Source organism: Pandoraea norimbergensis, from assembly GCF_001465545.3.
Classification (GTDB): Bacteria; Pseudomonadota; Gammaproteobacteria; order Burkholderiales; family Burkholderiaceae; genus Pandoraea; species Pandoraea norimbergensis.
In genome coordinates this window covers 3,846,980-3,865,819 of sequence record NZ_CP013480.3, presented here as the reverse complement: position 1 = coordinate 3,865,819, position 18,840 = coordinate 3,846,980, and the positions used below count along the sequence as shown (strand labels likewise).

18 protein-coding genes are annotated in these 18,840 nt (G+C 62.1%); 11 read left to right on the top strand and 7 right to left on the bottom strand.

The window, feature by feature from the left end; translation table 11 throughout:
• Positions 1–27: 27 nt before the first annotated feature.
• Both AT302_RS16935 and AT302_RS16930 read right to left on the bottom strand, forming a co-directional pair.
• Positions 28–1,203, bottom strand: coding sequence for a vWA domain-containing protein (locus AT302_RS16935; protein ID WP_058379432.1), 1,176 nt, complete (start codon positions 1,201–1,203; stop codon positions 28–30).
• 13 nt (positions 1,204–1,216) lie between these two features.
• Positions 1,217–2,059 carry an AAA family ATPase gene (locus tag AT302_RS16930; RefSeq protein WP_058379431.1) on the bottom strand — a complete coding sequence of 281 codons (843 nt, stop codon included), beginning with the start codon at positions 2,057–2,059 and terminating at the stop codon, positions 1,217–1,219.
• Positions 2,060–2,340: 281 nt separating this feature from the next.
• Between AT302_RS16930 and AT302_RS16925 the strand changes: the two genes are divergently transcribed.
• Entirely contained in the window at positions 2,341–2,697 is a 357-nt protein-coding gene (locus AT302_RS16925; RefSeq protein ID WP_058379430.1) for a c-type cytochrome, read from the top strand.
• Positions 2,698–2,734: 37 nt separating this feature from the next.
• The gene (locus AT302_RS16920) at positions 2,735–3,136 is read left to right on the top strand and encodes a c-type cytochrome (RefSeq protein ID WP_058380385.1); all 402 of its coding nucleotides are present in this window, start codon (positions 2,735–2,737) and stop codon (positions 3,134–3,136) included.
• 150 nt (positions 3,137–3,286) lie between these two features.
• On the opposite strand, the gene AT302_RS16915 is transcribed toward AT302_RS16920, so the two are convergent.
• Complete coding sequence (locus AT302_RS16915) at positions 3,287–3,718, bottom strand: DUF1841 family protein (protein WP_058379429.1); 432 nt, start codon at positions 3,716–3,718, stop codon at positions 3,287–3,289.
• 89 nt (positions 3,719–3,807) lie between these two features.
• Here AT302_RS16915 and AT302_RS16910 point away from each other — a divergent pair, with 89 nt between their 5' ends.
• Together AT302_RS16910 and AT302_RS16905 are read left to right on the top strand one after the other, a co-directional pair.
• A complete protein-coding gene (locus AT302_RS16910; RefSeq protein ID WP_084656285.1) occupies positions 3,808–4,716 on the top strand; it encodes a DMT family transporter in 909 nt (302 codons plus the stop codon).
• 133 nt (positions 4,717–4,849) lie between these two features.
• Positions 4,850–5,443 carry a malonic semialdehyde reductase gene (locus AT302_RS16905; RefSeq protein WP_058379427.1) on the top strand — a complete coding sequence of 198 codons (594 nt, stop codon included), beginning with the start codon at positions 4,850–4,852 and terminating at the stop codon, positions 5,441–5,443.
• A gap of 121 nt (positions 5,444–5,564) precedes the next feature.
• On the opposite strand, the gene nth is transcribed toward AT302_RS16905, so the two are convergent.
• On the bottom strand, positions 5,565–6,209 hold the full coding sequence (nth, locus tag AT302_RS16900; protein WP_058379426.1) for an endonuclease III: 645 nt from the start codon (positions 6,207–6,209) through the stop codon (positions 5,565–5,567).
• A gap of 68 nt (positions 6,210–6,277) precedes the next feature.
• Positions 6,278–7,174 carry an electron transport complex subunit RsxB gene (gene rsxB / locus AT302_RS16895; RefSeq protein WP_058379425.1) on the bottom strand — a complete coding sequence of 299 codons (897 nt, stop codon included), beginning with the start codon at positions 7,172–7,174 and terminating at the stop codon, positions 6,278–6,280.
• Positions 7,175–7,276: 102 nt separating this feature from the next.
• Here rsxB and AT302_RS16890 point away from each other — a divergent pair, with 102 nt between their 5' ends.
• Positions 7,277–7,915, top strand: a complete 639-nt coding sequence (locus tag AT302_RS16890) for a TetR/AcrR family transcriptional regulator (protein WP_058379424.1) — start codon at positions 7,277–7,279, stop codon at positions 7,913–7,915.
• Between the two features lie 88 nt (positions 7,916–8,003).
• On the opposite strand, the gene AT302_RS16885 is transcribed toward AT302_RS16890, so the two are convergent.
• Both AT302_RS16885 and AT302_RS16880 read right to left on the bottom strand, forming a co-directional pair.
• On the bottom strand, positions 8,004–9,245 hold the full coding sequence (locus AT302_RS16885) for a polyhydroxyalkanoate depolymerase (RefSeq protein ID WP_058379423.1): 1,242 nt from the start codon (positions 9,243–9,245) through the stop codon (positions 8,004–8,006).
• Between the two features lie 295 nt (positions 9,246–9,540).
• Positions 9,541–10,740, bottom strand: a complete 1,200-nt coding sequence (locus AT302_RS16880; RefSeq protein ID WP_058379422.1) for an amino acid aminotransferase — start codon at positions 10,738–10,740, stop codon at positions 9,541–9,543.
• Between the two features lie 284 nt (positions 10,741–11,024).
• Here AT302_RS16880 and uvrB point away from each other — a divergent pair, with 284 nt between their 5' ends.
• The 6 genes from uvrB to AT302_RS16850 all read left to right on the top strand — a co-directional run bounded on the left by uvrB (position 11,025) and on the right by AT302_RS16850 (position 18,839).
• A complete protein-coding gene (gene uvrB / locus AT302_RS16875) occupies positions 11,025–13,184 on the top strand; it encodes an excinuclease ABC subunit UvrB (RefSeq protein WP_237171944.1) in 2,160 nt (719 codons plus the stop codon).
• 308 nt (positions 13,185–13,492) lie between these two features.
• Positions 13,493–14,164 carry a hypothetical protein gene (locus AT302_RS27935; protein ID WP_058379421.1) on the top strand — a complete coding sequence of 224 codons (672 nt, stop codon included), beginning with the start codon at positions 13,493–13,495 and terminating at the stop codon, positions 14,162–14,164.
• Positions 14,165–14,259: 95 nt separating this feature from the next.
• Positions 14,260–14,736, top strand: coding sequence for a low molecular weight protein-tyrosine-phosphatase (locus AT302_RS16865; RefSeq protein WP_058379420.1), 477 nt, complete (start codon positions 14,260–14,262; stop codon positions 14,734–14,736).
• Between the two features lie 107 nt (positions 14,737–14,843).
• Entirely contained in the window at positions 14,844–16,943 is a 2,100-nt protein-coding gene (locus tag AT302_RS16860) for a site-specific recombinase (protein ID WP_058379419.1), read from the top strand.
• Positions 16,944–17,059: 116 nt separating this feature from the next.
• Positions 17,060–17,584 carry a Fe-S cluster assembly transcriptional regulator IscR gene (gene iscR, locus AT302_RS16855; protein WP_058379418.1) on the top strand — a complete coding sequence of 175 codons (525 nt, stop codon included), beginning with the start codon at positions 17,060–17,062 and terminating at the stop codon, positions 17,582–17,584.
• 31 nt (positions 17,585–17,615) lie between these two features.
• Positions 17,616–18,839, top strand: a complete 1,224-nt coding sequence (locus tag AT302_RS16850) for an IscS subfamily cysteine desulfurase (RefSeq protein WP_058379417.1) — start codon at positions 17,616–17,618, stop codon at positions 18,837–18,839.
• The last annotated feature ends 1 nt before the right edge of the window (position 18,840 follow it).

The following is an 18,840-nucleotide window of genomic DNA, read 5'->3' as shown; positions in this document are numbered from 1 at the left end:
TATGATGGTGCGCGGGCCCGGCAGGGCTTACTTGCTCAACGTGCGCATCGCGGTCTCGAGACCGGCGAGGGTAATCGGATACATCCGGTTCGCGAAGAGCTGGCGAATCACCGAAATCGATTGCCGATACTGCCACAGCGCTTCGGGCTCCGGGTTGAGCCACGCATGCTTGGGGAAACGGTCGATGAAGCGGCGCAGCCAGACGGCACCGGCTTCCTTGTTGTTGTATTCCACCGAGCCGCCCGGTTGCAGCACTTCGTAGGGGCTCATGGTCGCGTCGCCCACGAAGATCAGTTTGTAGTCGGGCGGATACTTGCGCAGCACATCCCACGTGTCGAAACGCTCGTTGTGACGCCGCCGGTTCTGCCGCCACAGATAGTCGTAGACGCAGTTGTGGAAGTAGTAGAACTCAAGGTGCTTGAATTCGGATTTGGCCGCGGAGAACAGCTCTTCGGTACGCGCAATGTGGTCGTCCATCGAGCCGCCCACATCGAGCAGCATCAGCACCTTCACATTGTTGTGGCGTTCCGGCACGAGCTTGAGATCGAGCCAGCCGGCGTTGGCAGCGGTCGCGCGGATCGTATCGTCCAGATCGAGCTCTTCGGCGGCGCCTTCGCGCGCGAACTTGCGCAGGCGGCGCAGCGCCACCTTGATGTTGCGCGTGCCGAGTTCGACCGTGTCGTCGTAATCTCGATAGCTGCGTTGGTCCCACACTTTGACGGCGGTGCGGTTGCCGTTGCTCTCACCGCCGATGCGAATGCCCTCGGGGTTGAAACCGCCGTTGCCGAACGGCGATGTGCCGCCGGTGCCGATCCATTTGCTGCCGCCTTCATGACGGCCTTTCTGTTCCTCGAACAGTTCCTTCAGACGCTCCATGAGCTTGTCGAGGCCGCCCAGCGCCTGAATACGCGCCTTGTCTTCGGGCGAGAGCTCGCGCTCCATGCGCTTCTTGAGCCAGTCGAGCGGCACTTCACCGGAGGCGTCCACCAACTGCTGCACGCCCTTGAAGTACGCGCCGAACGCCTGATCGAACTTGTCGTAGTGCTTCTCGTCCTTCACGAGCGAGAGCCGCGCCAGATAGTAGAACTCGTCGAGCGAGGGCGCGATGACCTGACGTTGCAGCGCTTCGAGCAACGTCAGGTATTCCTTGACCGAAACGGGCAGCTTGGCCGCGCGCAGGGTGTAGAAGAAGTCGATCAGCATGACGGTGGCGCGCTTACCGGTTGGCGCGGTTCATGAAGACGAGGCGCTCGAACAGATGCATGTCCTGTTCGTTCTTGAGCAGGGTGCCCGCGAGCGGCGGGATGGCCAGCTTGTTGTCGGCGCTGCGCAGTGCGTCGGGGCCGATCTCTTCGGCCATCAGCAGCTTGAGCCAGTCGATCAGTTCCGAGGTCGACGGCTTCTTCTTCAGGCCCGGAATCTCGCGCACCTCGAAGAAGGTTGCCATCGCGGCATTTACCAGTTCGTGGCGAATGTTCGGGAAGTGCACGTCGATGATCGACTGCATCGTCGACGGATCGGGGAACTTGATGTAGTGGAAGAAGCAGCGGCGCAGGAAGGCGTCGGGCAGTTCTTTTTCGTTGTTCGACGTGATGATCACGAGCGGCCGGTGGCGCGCTTTCACGAGCTGGCGCGTCTCGTAGACGTAAAACTCCATGCGGTCGAGTTCGCGCAGCAGATCGTTCGGGAATTCGATGTCCGCTTTGTCGATTTCGTCGATGAGCAGCACCGTCTGTTGCTCGGCTTCGAACGCCTGCCAGAGCACACCCTTGACGATGTAGTTGGCGATGTCGCGCACGCGCTCGTCGCCCAGTTGCGAATCGCGCAGGCGCGAGACGGCGTCGTATTCATAGAGGCCCTGCTGCGCCTTGGTGGTCGACTTCACGTGCCATTGCAGCAGCGGCATGTCGAGCGCCGCGGCGACTTCTTCGGCCAGCATCGTCTTGCCGGTGCCGGGTTCGCCTTTGATGAGCAGGGGGCGTTGCAGGGTGGCCGCCGCGTTCACCGCGAGTTTGAGGTCGTCGGTGGCGACGTACTGGGAGGAGCCTTCGAAGCGCATTGTCAGAGCCGTCCGCAAACAGCCGGCCAACCGGCCGGGCAGGGAAAAACTTCAGTATAAGACAATGCACATACGGCTCGCTGGCGCTTTCAAAATGTCTCGCCGCATCAAGGGCTTGCGAAAAAACTTCGGAGAACTGTGCGGGTCAGCCCCGAGTTTGCGCATCGGGGGGTGTGGGTTACAATCGATTGCTTTTTTCACGGGTCGTCTGCCTTGGAGTCGGGACGGCGACCTGCGTGTTGCGGGCCGGTATTCCAACCAAAAACGTTCCCAAGAAGACCATGAAAAAGTTCCTCACGATGATGGCGCTGGCGCTCGGCAGCACGTCGCTCACCGCGCTTCATGCGGCCGAACTCAAGCCCAATCCCGAGGCGGCAAAGGACAAGGTCGCCATGTGTATTGGCTGCCACGGCATTCCCGATTATCGGACCGCGTTTCCCGAGGTGTATCACGTGCCCCGGATCGGCGGACAGAATGCCAAGTACATCGAAAATGCCCTGAAGGAGTACGCCAAGGGCGATCGCAAGTTCCAGACGATGCATGGCATCGCAGCCACGTTGACCGAGCAGGACATCGTCGACATTGCCGCGTACTACGCGGCGCAAACGGCGTCGACGCCGGTCAATCCCCAGAAGTAAAACGTGCGTGGCTGAGGAGAACACGATGAAGCATTCGATGGCAAAGGCCGCACTCGCGGCGTCCCTGGCGCTCGGCGCCACGCTGGCCGGTCTGACCGGTGCCGCTCATGCCGCAGGCAATATCGCCAACGGCAAGGCACTCGTCGACAAGGGCATGTGCGTGAGCTGCCACGGCGCGAACCTGAACGCACCGATCACGCCGGAGTATCCGAAGCTGGCAGGGCAGTACGCCGACTATGTGTACAACGCGCTGCGGGCGTATCAGAACGAACAGAGTCTCGTCTTCGGGCGTAGCAACGCCATCATGAAGACGCAGGTGATGTCCAACCCGGCAACGATCGGCAAGGATGGCAAGCCGCGTCCGTTCACCTCGCAAGAGTTGAAGGACATGGCCGCGTATATCGAATCGCTGCCCGGCGATCTGGTCACCAAGAAGTAAGGCTGGATAGCGGGATAGCGGGATAGCCGTATGGCGACGTAGCGAAGTCACGCCGCGCCGTTCAGAAAGCAAAAAACGACGGTTGCGTCATGGCAACCGTCGTTTTCTTCGTTCTTGTCGTGTTTGTTGTTGCGCTACGTGCTGTGCAACTCAACGCGTGGCTTGCTGCTCGATGCGTTGCAGATAGGCGTCGGAATCGGGCGGCTGGCCGCTGCGCTGGGCTTCCCAAAGCGTTTGTCCCAGGCACTCCATGATGCGGTGCTGCGCTTCGTGCGGCGAGTCGAGCCGGTTGGTCAGCTTTTCATATGCGGCGCGAATGCCGGGCGGCTGATCGATCGAGACCTGTTCGCTGATCGCCAGATGCATCGACAGGTGCAGGAACGGGTTGGTCTGGCCGCCTTCGGGCGAGTAATCGCGCGCGCTCGCTTCTTCGGTGTCGCCCAACGCGTCGTGGTATTCCGGATGTTCGTTGATCCAGTCGGCGGCAATCGTCTCGAGCGGCGTAAGGATGTTGCCGTCGCGTTGCTTTTGCCAGGTCGTGCAGAAAAATTGCCGCACTTCATCGCGGCTGGGATTGAACATGGGGACTCCGTGGGGTTCTCGTGACGCCAAACAGGCCGTATTGTCGCTCAATTCGCTTAATCATGTCGCAGAGCCCCCAATCCTCCGCTATGCCTGCCACCGTCCAAAATGCCCGCCCGCCATCGGCTTGGGGCGGTATCGCGTTGATCGCGGTATCCGCGTCGGCATTCGGTGCGATGGCGATCTTCGCGCGTGCGGCCAGCGCTTCCGGCGCGGATCTCTTCGCCATGCTGCTGTTCCGGTTCTTCGTGGCGGCGCTGTTGCTGCTCGTCTGGTGCCGGGTGCGACGGGTGACGTTCCCGTCGCGGCGGCAATCGCTGGGCATCGCGCTGATGGGCGGTATCGGCTACGTGGGGCAGTCGTTGTGCTATTTCGGCGCGCTGCAATACGCGCAGGCATCGCTCGTCGCGTTGTTGCTCTATCTCTATCCGGTCTTCGTCACCGTGCTCGCGGCCATCTTTTTGCATGAGCGCCTGACGCCCGTGAAGCTCGGCGCGCTGCTGCTGTGCTCGCTCGGCACCGCGCTCACCGTGGGCGGCGGGCAAGGGCAGCCGCTGGGCATGGCGCTGGCCGTGGGGTCGGCGCTGATCTACTCGTGCTACATCGTGGTCGGGGCGAAGCTCACGCGCGGTGTGGATCCTCGCGCGACCGCAACCCTCGTGTGTCTGGCCGCCACCGTCTCGTTCAGTGCGATGGCGCTGGTCCGTGCCGGGCAGGGGCTGTCACTGCACTGGCCGGCGAATACGGGCGGCTGGGCGGCGCTGGTGGCGATTGCCGTGTGTTCCACAGTCATCGCCATCCTGACCTTCTTTGCCGGGTTGCAGCGCCTTGGCGCGGGGCGTGCGTCCATGCTCTCCACGCTGGAACCCGTCGTTACGGTCTTGCTCGCGGCCATGCTGCTAGGCGAAACGCTGAGCGCCGCGCAACTTGGCGGCGGCGCGCTGATTCTGGCCGGTGTGCTCTGGTTGTCGGCCCGAGGCTCGGCGGCCGCGTCCTGAAATCGCTTGTTCCGGCGGGCGCGCGGCGATTTTTGTCTCGCCAGCGACGGTTGCCGGGCGACGGTACAATCGCCGTTCGCTTTATGTGTCGCTACACGCTTTAATTCGCGCTTCATTACCCGAGGTCATTGCCATGAGCACTATCGCCAAAGAATCCATCGCCCAGTTGTTCACCGATGCACGAACCCACAATGAGTGGCTCGACAAGCCGGTCAGCGACGAGACGCTGCGTGAGTTGTATGACCTCGTGAAATGGGGCCCGACGTCGGCCAACACGACGCCGGCGCGCATCGTGTTCGTCAAGAGCGCCGAGGCGAAGGCCAAGCTGGTCGAATGCATGGCGCCGGGCAACGTCGAGAAGACGCGTACAGCACCGGTGACGGCGATCATCGCCTTCGATCTGAAGTTCTACGAACACCTGCCGAAGCTGTTCCCGAACGGTGCCGAAAAGATGGTGCCGATGTTCTCGGGCGACGCTGCCAAGGCCGCCGGTGCTGCACACATGAACAGCTCGCTGCAAGGCGGCTACTTCATTCTCGCCGCCCGCGCACTGGGCCTCGACTGCGGCCCGATGGCCGGTTTCGACGCGCAGAAGGTCAACGACACGTTCTTCGCCGGCACCGAGTGGCGCGTGAACTTCATCTGTAACCTCGGCTACGGCGATCACGCCAAGCTGTTCCCGCGCAACCCGCGTCTGTCGTTCGACGAAGCGGCTCGCATCATCTGATTTTTTGATGTGCCGGCGCGACCGGCATAGCTGCGGAAGGTCAAAACAAAACGGGCGCTCCCTGCGATGGGAGCGCCCGTTTTGCATGGCGGGTGCCGGTATGCGTTGGCTTCGGCTGTCTTCAGTTTTTCGGCGCGGGTGTCTTCGGGCGGAAATCGCAGAGCGGCTCGATGGCGCAATGCCAGCACTCGGGCTTGCGCGCCTTGCAGACGTAGCGGCCGTGCAGGATCAGCCAATGATGGGCGTCGTGCCTGAACTCGCGCGGGATGACCCGCTCCAGTGCCAATTCGACAGCCAGAGGGTCTTTGCCCGGCGCCAGACCGGTGCGGTTGGCCACGCGAAAGATATGCGTGTCGACCGCAATCGTGTCTTCGCCGAACGCCGTGTTGAGCACCACGTTGGCCGTTTTGCGGCCGACGCCCGGCAGCGCTTCCAGTGCTTCACGCGAGCGAGGCACGTCTCCGCCGTGCAGGTCGAGCAGCATCTGGCACGTGGCAATGACGTTTTTCGCCTTGGTCCGGTACAGGCCGATCGTCTTGATGTAATCGGACACGCCGGCTTCGCCGAGCGCCAGCATCTTCGCGGGCGTGTTCGCCACGGCGTACATCTTGCGGGTGGCTTTGTTGACCGAGACGTCGGTCGCCTGCGCCGAGAGCAGCACGGCAATGAGCAACTCGAAGGGCGACGTGTACTCAAGCTCCGTCGTGGGGTTCGGATTGAGTTGCTGCAACGTCTCGAACAGGGCTCGGCGTTTGGCGTCGTTCATGATGGCGGCGTGGGCGGTTGCGGCTTGGCTAGTCGTGTTGGCGGAATGGCGCGTCGCGGCAAGGCGGTTTATGACTTGTCTGGTGTCTTGTCCTGCTCGCCCGGTGTGCCGGACAGGTTCAGACGCTTGCGGCGCGCTTCGGCTTCGTCGATCTGCGCCTGCACTTCGGCGGACACATTCTCGGTGTTCTTCGGCCCTAAGCCCTGTTCTGCGAGGGCCGCTTTTTTCTGACGGGCACGTTCCAGTGCGGCCTGAATGATGGCCTGCTTGCGGGCGGCGGCGGAGGCAGCCGCATCGTCGGTGGCGGGCGTCGTTGTGGCTGCGGCTGTGGTGGCGGTCTCGCCTTGCGACGCCGCCGACGCAGGCGCAGTGGCAGAGTCAGCCTCGGCCGGCGCGGCGGATGCCGTCGGCGCCACTCGTGCGGCGCGAGCAGCCAGACGGGCTTCGCGCTCGGCCTTGTCCTTCGCAAGGCGGGCCTGATGCCCTTCGAAATGCACGCGGGCGTCGTCGGCTTGGGTTGATGACCAAGCGTCCCAGCCGGTGCGCTCGCCGGTGACCGGCACCATCTCGATGCAGTCGACGGGGCAGGGCGGCACGCACAGATCGCAGCCCGTGCAGCGGTCTTCGATCACGGTGTGCATGAGCTTGGCGGCACCGACGATGGCATCGACCGGGCAGGCTTGCAGGCAGAGCGTGCAGCCGATGCAAAGCGATTCGTCGATGACGGCACGCGGGCGCGGGCGTTCTACGCCGTTCTCGGGATTGAGCGGAATGACCGGACGGCCGAGCAGCTTCGCCAGACGTGCAACGCCTTCGGCACCGCCCGGCGGACACTGGTTATAACTGGCCTGCCCGCTAGCGATAGCGTCGGCGTACGGCCGGCAACCGGCGTAACCGCACTTGGTGCATTGCGTCTGGGGCAATAAGGCATCGATGCGCTGCGCGAGCGCGTTGACTTCGGACACGTCTTTGTGGGGGATTCGGCGAAAAGCGAATTATCCTGCATTTTGCGGAAACACTGAAACCGTTGTGCCATAATTCCGCCCGTTGAGAACGACCGGCCGATCATGACGACGCCAGAAACCAAGATCAAACGGGACCCCGAGCGTACCCGCCAGCGAATTCTGGCAGCTGCGATTGAGGAGTTTGCCGAGAGGGGTTCGAGCGGTGCGCGCGTGGACAGTATTGCGCGCCGAGCGGACATCAATGAACGCATGCTCTATTACTACTTCGGCAATAAGGACCAGCTCTATCTGGCGGTGCTCGAAGAAGTCTATGGAGAATTCAATCGCGCCGAACACGCGCTCAAGCTCGATGCGCTTGCGCCGCTCGATGCGGTCGCGGCGTTGGCCCACTTCGTGTGGGATTACTACGCCGAGCATCCGGCGCTGATCCAGCTCATCAACAACGAGAACCTGCACGAAGCGAAGTCGATGCGTCAGTCGACCGAGATTCGTCAGCAAGTCTCGCCGATCGTGGAATTGCTCGCGGAAACGCTCAAGCGTGGCGAAGTGAGCGGCGAGATTCGCACCGGCATCGATCCGGTCAATCTGTACGTGACGATCTCGGCGATGGGCTACTACGTGATGTCGAACCGCCACACGCTGTCCATCGTCATGGGCCGCGACGTGATGGCCGATGACACGCGCAAGACGTATTCGGCGTTCAACACACAGGTGCTGATGGATTCGCTGCGCGCCCGTTGAGTGTCTGAACCGCTGGGAAATGAAAAAACCGCCGTGTGGGCCGAAGCTCACACGGCGGTTTTTTTACATCTGCTGACCGCTGCCCTGATCAGCTGTTCTTGGCGATGAAGTCGCGGATCTGCGGATAGATCACGTTGCGCCAGCGGCTGCCCGAGAAGATCCCGTAGTGACCGCACGCCGGTGCCGTGAAGTGCGCCCGGCGCTTGGCCGGAATGCCCGTGCACAGCTCATGCGCGGCTTGCGTCTGACCACTGCCCGAAATGTCGTCCAACTCGCCTTCGATGGTGAAGAGTGCGGTGGTCTTGATGTCTTGCGGACGCACGCGTTGACCCGACACATCCCACGTTCCGCTTGCCAGACTGAAGTCCTGAAACACCGTCTTGATGGTGTCGAGGTAGTACTCGGCGGCCATGTCGAGCACGGCGTTGTACTCGTCGTAGAAGCGGCGGTGCGAGTCGGCGTCATCGCTGTCGCCGCGCATCAGGTCCAGATAGAAGTCCCAGTGCGACTTCAGGTGGCGGTCCGGATTCATCGCGACAAACCCGGCGTGTTGCAGGAAGCCCGGGTAGACGAGACGGCCCGAGCCCGGATAGTTGGCCGGCACCGCATGAATCACGTGATTCTCGAACCACTCGTACGACTTGTTCGTGGCGAGTGAGTTGACCGAGGTGGGGCTCTTGCGAGCGTCGATCGGGCCACCCATCATCGTCATGGTCTTGGGCGTTTTCTCGCCGTTCGACGCCATCAGCGAAATCGCGCCGAGCACCGGCACGGTCGGCTGACACACCGAAATCACATGCAGGTTTTCGGCGCCGATATGGCGAATGAATTCCTGAATGTAGGCGACGTAGTCGTCCAGATGGAATGCGCCGTCCTCGAGCGGGACCATGCGGGCGTCGACCCAGTCGGTGATGTAGACCTTGTGGTCCTTGAGCAGTGTCGTGACGGTATCGCGCAACAGCGTGGCGTGATGGCCCGACAGCGGGGCGACCACAAGAACCACCGGATCGTCCTTGAGCTGGCCGACGGCGCTGGCGTCATCGGCGTAGCGCTTGAAGCGCAGCAGCCGGCAGAAGGGCTTCTCCATCGCGGTCATTTCGACGACCGGGATGTTGTGCCCGTCGACTTCGACGGCTTTGATATTGAATTCGGGCTTTTCGTAATCCTTGCCGAGCCGGTAGAGCAACTCGTAGCCGGCGGCAATGCGGGGGGCGCCGGGCATCATGGCGAGCAGGCTACCCGGGTTGACGAAAGTGGTAGCGGCCGCTTTAGCCCACGTGGTGAGGGGATTCAACCACGCGCGGTTGTACTCGTGAATCTGATACAGCATGTTGTGTGCCCTGAGGCGAGTGATGGAGGCAATTATGCAACCGTTTATCGCGGCTGTGCAACGCAGCATAACCCTGATGTATGGCATTTCCGCATCAGATCGATAGTTTTAGCTTATTCGGCTCATTGTCATAAACTATCGTTGCTGCGGCGCAACATAATCTAGGCAAAGAAAAGCCCGCCGGTGAGGCGGGCTTTCTTGTTCTGCCGCATGACACGTATGGCGCGGCGCAAGATCGCCGGGGGATCACGCCAAATTTGGCCCGATTTCCCCGTCCTCGCGCCCGCTGACGCGCTTAGCGCAGCACTTGGGCGATAGCCGAAGCGACGACGTCGATGTTCTTGTCGTTGAGTGCGGCTACGCAGATGCGGCCCGTGCTCACGGCGTAGATACCGAACTCTTCGCGCAGGCGCTCGACTTGGTCGGCGGTGAGGCCCGAGTACGAGAACATGCCGCGTTGCTTGATCACGAACGAGAAATCGCGCTCCACGCCGTGGGCGCGGAGCTTCTCGACCAAGGCCAGACGCATGGCGCGGATACGCTCGCGCATTTCAGCCAGTTCTTCTTCCCACAGGGCGCGCAGTTCGGGGTTGCTCAGGACAGCCGCAACCACCGAGCCGCCGTGCGTCGGCGGGTTGGAGTAGTTGGTGCGGATCACGCGCTTGAGTTGCGAGAGCACGCGGGTCGATTCGTCCTTGCTGCTCGTGACGATCGACAGGGCACCCACGCGTTCGCCGTACAGCGAGAACGACTTCGAGAACGAGCTCGACACGAAGAAGTTCAGGTTCGAGGCGGCGAACAGGCGCACCACGGCGGCGTCGGCGTCGATGCCGTCACCGAAGCCCTGGTAGGCGATGTCGAGGAACGGCACCAGCTTGCGGGCCTTCACGACTTCCACGACTTGGGCCCATTGGTCCATCGTCAGGTCGACGCCAGTCGGGTTGTGGCAGCAGGCGTGCAGCACGACGATCGTGCCTTCCGGCTCTTTGCCCAGCATGTCGAGCATGCCCGACAGGTTCACGCCATGCGTTTCGGCTTCGTAGTACGGGTACGAGACGACGTTGAAGCCGGCTTGCGTGAACAGGGCGCGGTGGTTTTCCCAGCTCGGATCGCTAATGGCGACCGTGGCGTTCGGGTTCAGTTGCTTGAGGAAGTCGGCGCCGATCTTCAGTGCGCCCGTGCCGCCCAGGGCTTGCGCCGTGATCACGCGGCCTTCCGTCAGCACCGGCGACTCTTTGCCGAAGAGCATCTCTTGCACGGCCTTGTCGTAGGCGGCAATGCCTTCGATCGGCAGGTAACCGCGCGGCAGGCCGGCGGCGACGCGTTGTTCTTCCGCTGCCTTCACAGCCTTGAGCAGGGGCAGTTTGCCTTCCGCATTGAAATACACGCCCACGCCCAGATTCACCTTGTTGGTGCGGTGATCGGCGTTGAAGGCTTCGTTCAGACCAAGAATGGGGTCACGCGGGGCGAGTTCGACAGCGGAGAAGAGAGTCATTTCGACGGCTCGAGGCAGTAGTGGAAAAATGCGGCACAAAAGTGTCAGGTGCAACGGGGCATTTTAACGAAGAATGCCCGCGCTTGTGGTAAACCACAGGCCACACAGCAGGAATACATGGCATTTCGGCACGAAAACTGCCAATTTATGCCAGAAATTGGCGAGAAATCAGCCGCTGGCCGAGATTGACGCCCGCCATGCGTGTCATTGGGCCGACAACCGGATGTCCGTCCTTTGGCAGTCCTGTCACCCATGGGACTCTAGGAATTGGCTGACGCGCTAGAATGGCAGATTACGTCTATCAGGCTCGCACCCCCGCCATGATCCCTGCGGCTGACAACACGCTCGACGAGAGCAAGTTCCTGACGTTCCCCGATTCGCCTTATCAGCTTTACTGCCCTTTCCCTGCGGCGGGCGACCAGCCCACGGCGATCACGCAACTGACCGAAGGCATCGACGACGGTCTCGCGTTCCAGACGCTGCTTGGCGTGACCGGCTCGGGCAAAACCTTCACGATGGCCAACGTCATTGCGCGCATGGGGCGCCCGGCCATCGTCTTTGCCCCGAACAAGACCCTCGCCGCGCAGCTCTACTCCGAATTCCGCGAGTTTTTCCCGCGTAACGCCGTCGAGTACTTTGTCTCGTACTACGACTACTACCAGCCGGAAGCCTACGTGCCGCAACGCGATCTCTTCATCGAGAAGGATTCGTCGGTGAACGAGCATATCGAGCAGATGCGGCTGTCGGCGACCAAGAGCCTGCTGGAGCGGCGCGACGTGGTGATCGTGGCCACTGTGTCGGCGATCTACGGTATCGGCAATCCGACCGAATACCACCAGATGATTCTGACGGTGCGTCAGGGCGACAAGATCGGGCAGCGCGACATCATCGCGCGCCTGATTGCGATGCAGTACACGCGCAACGAGACCGATTTCGGACGCGGCACCTTCCGCGTGCGCGGCGACACCATCGACATATTCCCGGCAGAACACGCCGAGCTGGCGCTGCGTGTGGAGTTGTTCGACGACGAAGTCGATACGTTGCAGTTGTTCGATCCGCTCACGGGGCGGGTGCGTCAGAAGGTGCCGCGTTTTACGGTGTATCCGTCGTCGCACTACGTGACGCCGCGCGACACGGTGCTGCGCGCCATCGAGACCATCAAGGCCGAACTTCGCGAGCGGCTCGACTTCTTCTATAAGGAAGGCAAGCTCGTCGAAGCGCAGCGGCTTGAGCAGCGCACGCGTTTCGATCTGGAAATGTTGCAAGAGCTGGGCTTCTGCAAGGGCATCGAGAACTACTCGCGGCATCTCTCGGGCGCCGCGCCCGGTGAGCCGCCGCCGACGCTGGTCGACTATCTGCCGCCCGACGCGCTCATGTTCCTGGACGAGTCGCACGTGCTGATCGGCCAGTTCAACGGCATGTACAACGGCGACCGGGCGCGTAAGGAAAACCTCGTCAACTATGGCTTCCGGCTGCCGTCGGCGCTCGATAACCGGCCGCTCAAGTTTGCCGAGTACGAACGCAAGATGCGGCAAGCCGTCTTCGTCTCGGCCACGCCGGCCGATTACGAAGGCAAGCGTTCGGGGCAGGTGGTGGAGCAGGTGGTGCGCCCGACCGGGCTGATCGATCCGACCATCGAGGTGCGCCCCGCCCGCACGCAGGTGGACGACGTACTGAGCGAAATCAACAAGCGGGTGGCGGTAGGCGAGCGCGTGCTGGTGACGACGCTGACCAAGCGCATGTCCGAACAGTTGACCGAATATCTTTCGGATAACGGCGTGAAGGTGCGCTATCTGCATAGCGATATCGATACCGTCGAGCGGGTGGAAATCATCCGCGATCTGCGGCTCGGCGCGTTCGACGTGCTGGTCGGGATCAACTTGTTGCGCGAGGGGCTCGATATTCCCGAAGTGTCGCTGGTGGCGATTCTCGATGCGGATAAAGAAGGCTTTCTGCGTGCCGAGCGTTCGTTGATTCAGACGATCGGGCGCGCGGCGCGTAACGTCAACGGCGCGGCCATCCTGTATGGCGACAAGATGACCGAGTCGATGAAGCGCGCCATCGGCGAGACCGAGCGTCGCCGTGCCAAGCAGATGGCGCACAACGAGGCGAACGGCATCGTACCGGTGGGTGTGAAGAAGCGCATCAAGGACATCATCGACGGCGTGTACGACCCGCAGGACGCCAAGGCGGAACTCGCCGAGGCGAAAGAGCAGGCGCACTATCAGGACATGTCTGAGAAGCAGCTGGCGCGCGAGATCAAGAAGCTCGAGAAGCAGATGCAGGAGCACGCGCGCAATCTGGAGTTCGAGAAAGCGGCCAAGGTGCGCGATCAACTGGCTTCACGTCAAGGCGCTGGTGTTCGGCACCGATGGCGCCAGCGAAGCCGAACTGGGACCGAAGCTCTGACATCGGTCCTGTGTTGCGCGGCATGGCCCGTGTAATGACGTGACGATGTAGCGATGTAACGATGTAACGATGTAGCGATGTAACGGCGTTACGTTACGTTCGCGTTTTCCCGTAACGGGAAAACGCGAGGTATCGCGTCTCAGTCGTATCTCAATCGAACACATGAAGTGTTCATCCCCCATCTGCGGTCTGTTCTTGCGGCGTTGACGCTCTTTGAGTGCACACCCGTGGCACTCGAATTGCGTCATGTGAGACAGGCGCCGCCGACGTTCTGATCGACCGGCGCTCGCGTCGCCACCGTGCTGTCGACGCCCTTTCGTCCGTCAAGAACTGGGGGGTTACCATGGGCTCGAATCAACGTTTCGTCTGCGGTGCAATCAAGACCGTTGCTGTTTCTGCTGCGCTTTGTGCCGGCCTGTTTTCGGCGTCTGGCGCTTTCGCACAATCCATTGGTGGTATTTCAGGCATTCCGGGCATCGCGCTGCCAACCGTACCGATCGTGGGGCCGATCCTCGCGCCCGTCACGTCGCTGCTCGGTCAAGTCACGGGCGCGCTCGGTGGCGGTGTGCTTGCGCCAGTCACTGGCATCGTCACGACCGTCAGTGGCGTCCTTGGCGGGCTTTCGGGAACGTTGGGCGGTGCGGGCGGCGGCGGTCCGCTTGGGCCAGTTACCGGCGTAGTCGGCACCGTCACAGGGGCACTGGGTGGTGTGGGCGGCGGTAGTCCGCTGGCGCCTGTCACTGGCGTAGTCGGCACTGTCACAGGGGCACTGGGTGGTGTAGGCGGCGGTAGTCCATTGGCACCTGTCACCGGTATCGTCACCGGCGTGATTGGCTCGGCGGGTGGCGTTCCCATTGCGCCAATCACGGCTGTCGCCGGCAATGCCGGTGTCGCCAAGGCCGTCGCGCCGGTAAGTCAGGTGGCAAGTTCCGTCACCGGTCACGTCGGTGTGCTCTCACCTGTGACCAATTTGCTGGGTGGCCTGCTTTCGCACACGAACGCGCCTGGACACTGATCCCTTCGATCGCGAGAGGCATTTCCGGCGTCAGGATGGCCATATTGGTTATCCTGACGCCGGATCTCCTATTTGCAACTCATCCACGGTTTCCAATGAAAAAGACCTCAGTTCTCTTCGTTTGCATGGGCAACATCTGCCGCTCGCCGAGTGCCGACGGCATTTTTCGTCATCGTCTGGCAGAGGCCGGGCTGACCGATAGGGTGACAGTCGATTCTGCCGGTACGCACAGCTATCACATCGGCCACGCGCCTGACGCGCGTACTCAGGCCGCTGCTGCCAAGCGCGGCTACGATCTGAGCGAATTGCGTGCACGCCGTGTCGAAGCGGACGATTTCGAGCGATTCACGTGGATCGTCGCGATGGACGATGCCAACGTCGCCGACCTCACCGCGCAGTGCCCCGCGCAACACCGGCACAAGATCGTGCGGTTGATGGACTTCGCCACGCGCCACGATGCGACCGAAGTTCCCGACCCGTATTACGGCGGCGAACGCGGCTTCGAAACCGTGCTCGATTACGTCGAAGACGGCCTCGACGGGTTGCTCGCCCGGCTTCGCGAAGCACGCTGAAACGGGGCGTTGCGCCAGATTTTTGCCGGTCAATCGCGTCCTCAGGGGCTATCATTCGGGCCATCGCCGCTCTAAATCGGCCTGATCGGCCCGAATTTCCCTGAAAGATGCTCAACACCCTTACGTCTTATTGGCGCAAATGGCGTGCTTCACGCCACGCGGGCCATCAACTCGATGAACTGCTCGCGCACGCGGATCCGACGGCACCGTTGGCCGTGCGCAATCAATGGCTGATCGAGCTGGCGCACTGGGTGCAAAAACGCGGCTCGCTCGCCAACGAAACGCGCGCCGAAGGGGAGGCCGCCCGCTACCGGCCGCACACCCGCCTGCGCTACCTGCTGCAAATGCTCGACCGCAACCCGGCGTGGCGCTTGCCCGTCGCGCGAACGCTGCGCAGCGTCATCAACGATAGCGACGCGATTTCCCTGTTGTGCGATACCGGCATGCCGGTGCGGCCGGGCTTCTGGGGTGCGCTTGCCGAACGCATCGAGAAAGCTTTGATCCCGCCGCCGCCCACGCGCCGCGATCTGTCGGCGTTGTGCTCGCTGATGTTCCCCGATGGCGACGCCGCCGACTGGATCGGCGACATGCCGCCTGCATTGCTGGCCGACCTCATCGCGCTGTTGCATTTCGGTGAGGCCGACGACGAAGACACCGACTGGAATCCCTTTGCCGAAGACCTGCTCGCCGCCATGCATCATCTGGTCGACCAGATTGCGTCGACCGGGTTGTCGCAGGCCGTGCGCACGCGACTGACGTATCCGCGTGTGACGGAGTCGCCGTTCTATCGCCTCGGCCGTGCCATGCAGGGGCTGGAGGATGCCGGACGCGAGCTCGTGCCCGGTGCGCCGCCAAGTCAGCGTTTCGTGCAGGAGCTCAACGTGTTTCGGGCGCTGCTCGATGATTGCGGCCGTGCAGTGCGTCAGGTGTACGCGCATCTGGATGAGAACGGCGTGAGCGTGGACATTGTGTTTCTGGTGGAGCGCGCGAAGTCACGTATCCGCCGGTTGGAGCGGTTGCTCGAAGCGTGGCTGGTCGACAGCGATCACGCAACGGCGCGCGTGCGGCTGCTGGCCGATCTGGTGCGCGCGAATCGGGCGAGTCAGAGCGTGGGCGAACTGGCGCGCACGTCATTTGGCCTGCTGGCACGCAAGGTGGTCGAGCGCAGTGCAGAGACGGGCGAGCACTACATTGCCCGCACGCGCCCCGAATACCTGTCGATGCTCAAGATGGCATGCGGCGGCGGGCTCGTGACAGTGGTCACGGTCTACGTGAAGTTTCTGATTACCAGCGCGCACCTGCCGACGATCGTCGAAGGCTTCCTCGCGGGCGCGAACTACGCGATCTGCTTCCTGTTCATGCACTTCTGCCATTTCACGCTGGCCACCAAGCAGCCGGCCATGACGGCACCGGCCATTGCCAGCAAGCTCGACGATGTGGATACGGCGGCCGGCATGGACGCCTTCGTCGGCGAAGTCATTGCGCTCGTGCGTACACAGGCGGCGGCCATCTTCGGCAATCTGGCGATGGTGTTTCCGTTCTGCCTGCTGGTGCAGTGGGGGGTATCGGCGGCGCTGGGCATGAACACGATTCCGCCGGAAAAAGCACACGCCACGCTGAGTTCGTTCTCGATCCTCGGTGTGACGCCGCTCTTTGCGGCGATGACGGGCGTATTGCTGTGGTGTTCCAGTCTGATCTCGGGTTGGGCGGACAACTGGTTCGCGCTGCATGGCATCGGCGATGTGCTGGCCTACAACCGCCGTCTGCGCTTTGTTTTCGGCCGCAATGGGGCGGCGCGTCTCGCGGATTGGTGCCGGCGCCACATTGCGCCGGTGCTCGGCAACCTCACGCTTGGTTTCATGCTAGGTCTGGTGCCTGCCGTACTGACCGCGTTCGCGTTGCCGTTCGAAGTGCGTCACGTCACGTTGTCGACGGGAGCGATTGCCACGTCCATCGGTGTGCTGGGCTGGCCGGTGCTGCATGACGCGGCCCTCTGGCTGGCCGTGGCAGGGGTGGGATCGATGGCCCTGCTCAACGTCGGCGTCAGTTTTGCGTTAGCATTCCACATGGCGCTCCGATCGCGTCCACTGCGGTTGGGTGACCGTCGGCAAATCCACCGCGCCATCTGGCGCGCCGTGCTGCGCAACCCCCTGGTGCTGTTGTTTCCGCTACGCACCGCGAGCCCCGAAGCTCGTCCCGAAAAATAAGATTTTTCGCAAACGGACGAGGGAACTTTCGCAAAAAATGGGCCAGAAGTAGTTGACTAATTTCGTGGGGTATTTATACTTGACGAAAATAGTCGAGATTAATCCCCTGCATCATCATGAGACTTACCACGAAAGGCCGTTTCGCCGTTACGGCGATGATCGACCTGGCCATGCGCCAGGACGCGGGTCCCGTGACGCTTGCGGGCATTAGTCAGCGTCAGCGAATTTCCCTCTCTTACCTGGAACAACTGTTCGGGAAGCTTCGCCGCCACGAAATTGTGGAAAGCGTACGCGGGCCGGGCGGCGGTTACAGCCTGGCGCGCCGCGCGGAAGAGGTGACGGTCGCTGACATCATCATTGCGGTCGACGAACCGCTCGACGCCACGCAGTGCGGTAGCAAGGGCAATTGCGAGAAGGGCCAGGACGGCCATCGCGGTCATTGCATGACGCACGAGTTGTGGGCGACGCTCAACCAGAAGATGGTCGAGTATCTCGATTCCGTTTCGCTGCGCGACCTGGTCGAGCAGCAGCGCAGCAAACAGGCCCAACAGGCCGTGCTGCGCGACACGCGCGAGCCCGGCACCAGCCAGACCATCGCCACGCGCATTCCCAATTCGGTCTTCGATATGGCCCGTTCATAACAGGCGCCACGGCACGATCCTGGAGCACCCCATGAAAAACGACACCCTCAATCTTCCCATTTACATGGATTACAGCGCCACCACGCCGATCGACCCGCGTGTTGTGGACAAGATGCTGCCGTACCTGCGCGAGCAGTTCGGCAACCCGGCCTCGCGCAGCCACTCGTTCGGCTGGGCCGCCGAGCAGGCGGTTGAAGAGGCACGCGAGGAAGTCGCGAAGCTCGTGGGTGCCGACCCGCGCGAGATCATCTGGACGTCGGGCGCTACCGAGTCGGATAACCTCGCCATCAAGGGTGCCGCGCACTTCTATCAAGGCAAGGGCAAGCATCTCATCACGCTGAAGACCGAGCACAAGGCTGTGCTCGACACCATGCGCGAACTGGAACGCGAGGGCTTCGAAGTCACGTATCTGGACGTCAAGGATGACGGCCTGCTCGATCTCGACGTCTTCAAGGCGGCACTGCGCCCGGACACGATTCTCGTGTCGGTGATGGCCGTGAACAACGAAATCGGCGTGATTCAGGACATCGAGACGATCGGTGAAATCTGCCGCGAAAAGGGCATCATTTTCCACGTCGACGCAGCTCAGGCCACGGGCAAGATGCCCATCGACCTGAACAAGCTCAAAGTCGACCTGATGGCGTTCTCGGCACACAAGACGTACGGCCCGAAGGGCATCGGCGCGCTGTATGTGCGTCGCAAGCCGCGTGTGCGTATCGAAGCACAGATTCACGGTGGCGGTCACGAGCGCGGCATGCGTTCGGGCACGCTGGCCACGCATCAGATCGTGGGCATGGGCGAAGCATTCCGTCTGGCACGTGAAGAAATGGCCACGGAAAACGAGCGCGTGCGTATGCTGCGCGATCGTCTGCTGCGCGGCCTGACGGAAATGGAAGAAGTGTATGTGAACGGCGACATGGAACAACGTGTGCCGCACAACCTGAACATCAGCTTTAACTTTGTCGAAGGCGAGTCGCTGATCATGGCGATCAAGGATGTGGCGGTGTCGTCGGGTTCGGCGTGCACCTCGGCCTCGCTTGAGCCTTCGTACGTGCTGCGCGCGCTGGGTCGTAACGACGAACTGGCGCACAGCTCGATTCGTTTCACGGTGGGTCGTTTCACGACCGAGCAGGAAGTCGACTACGTGGTCGAGCTGCTCAAGGGCAAGATCGGCAAGCTGCGCGATCTGTCGCCGCTGTGGGAAATGTACAAGGACGGGATCGACATCAGCTCGATCCAGTGGGCCGCACACTGAG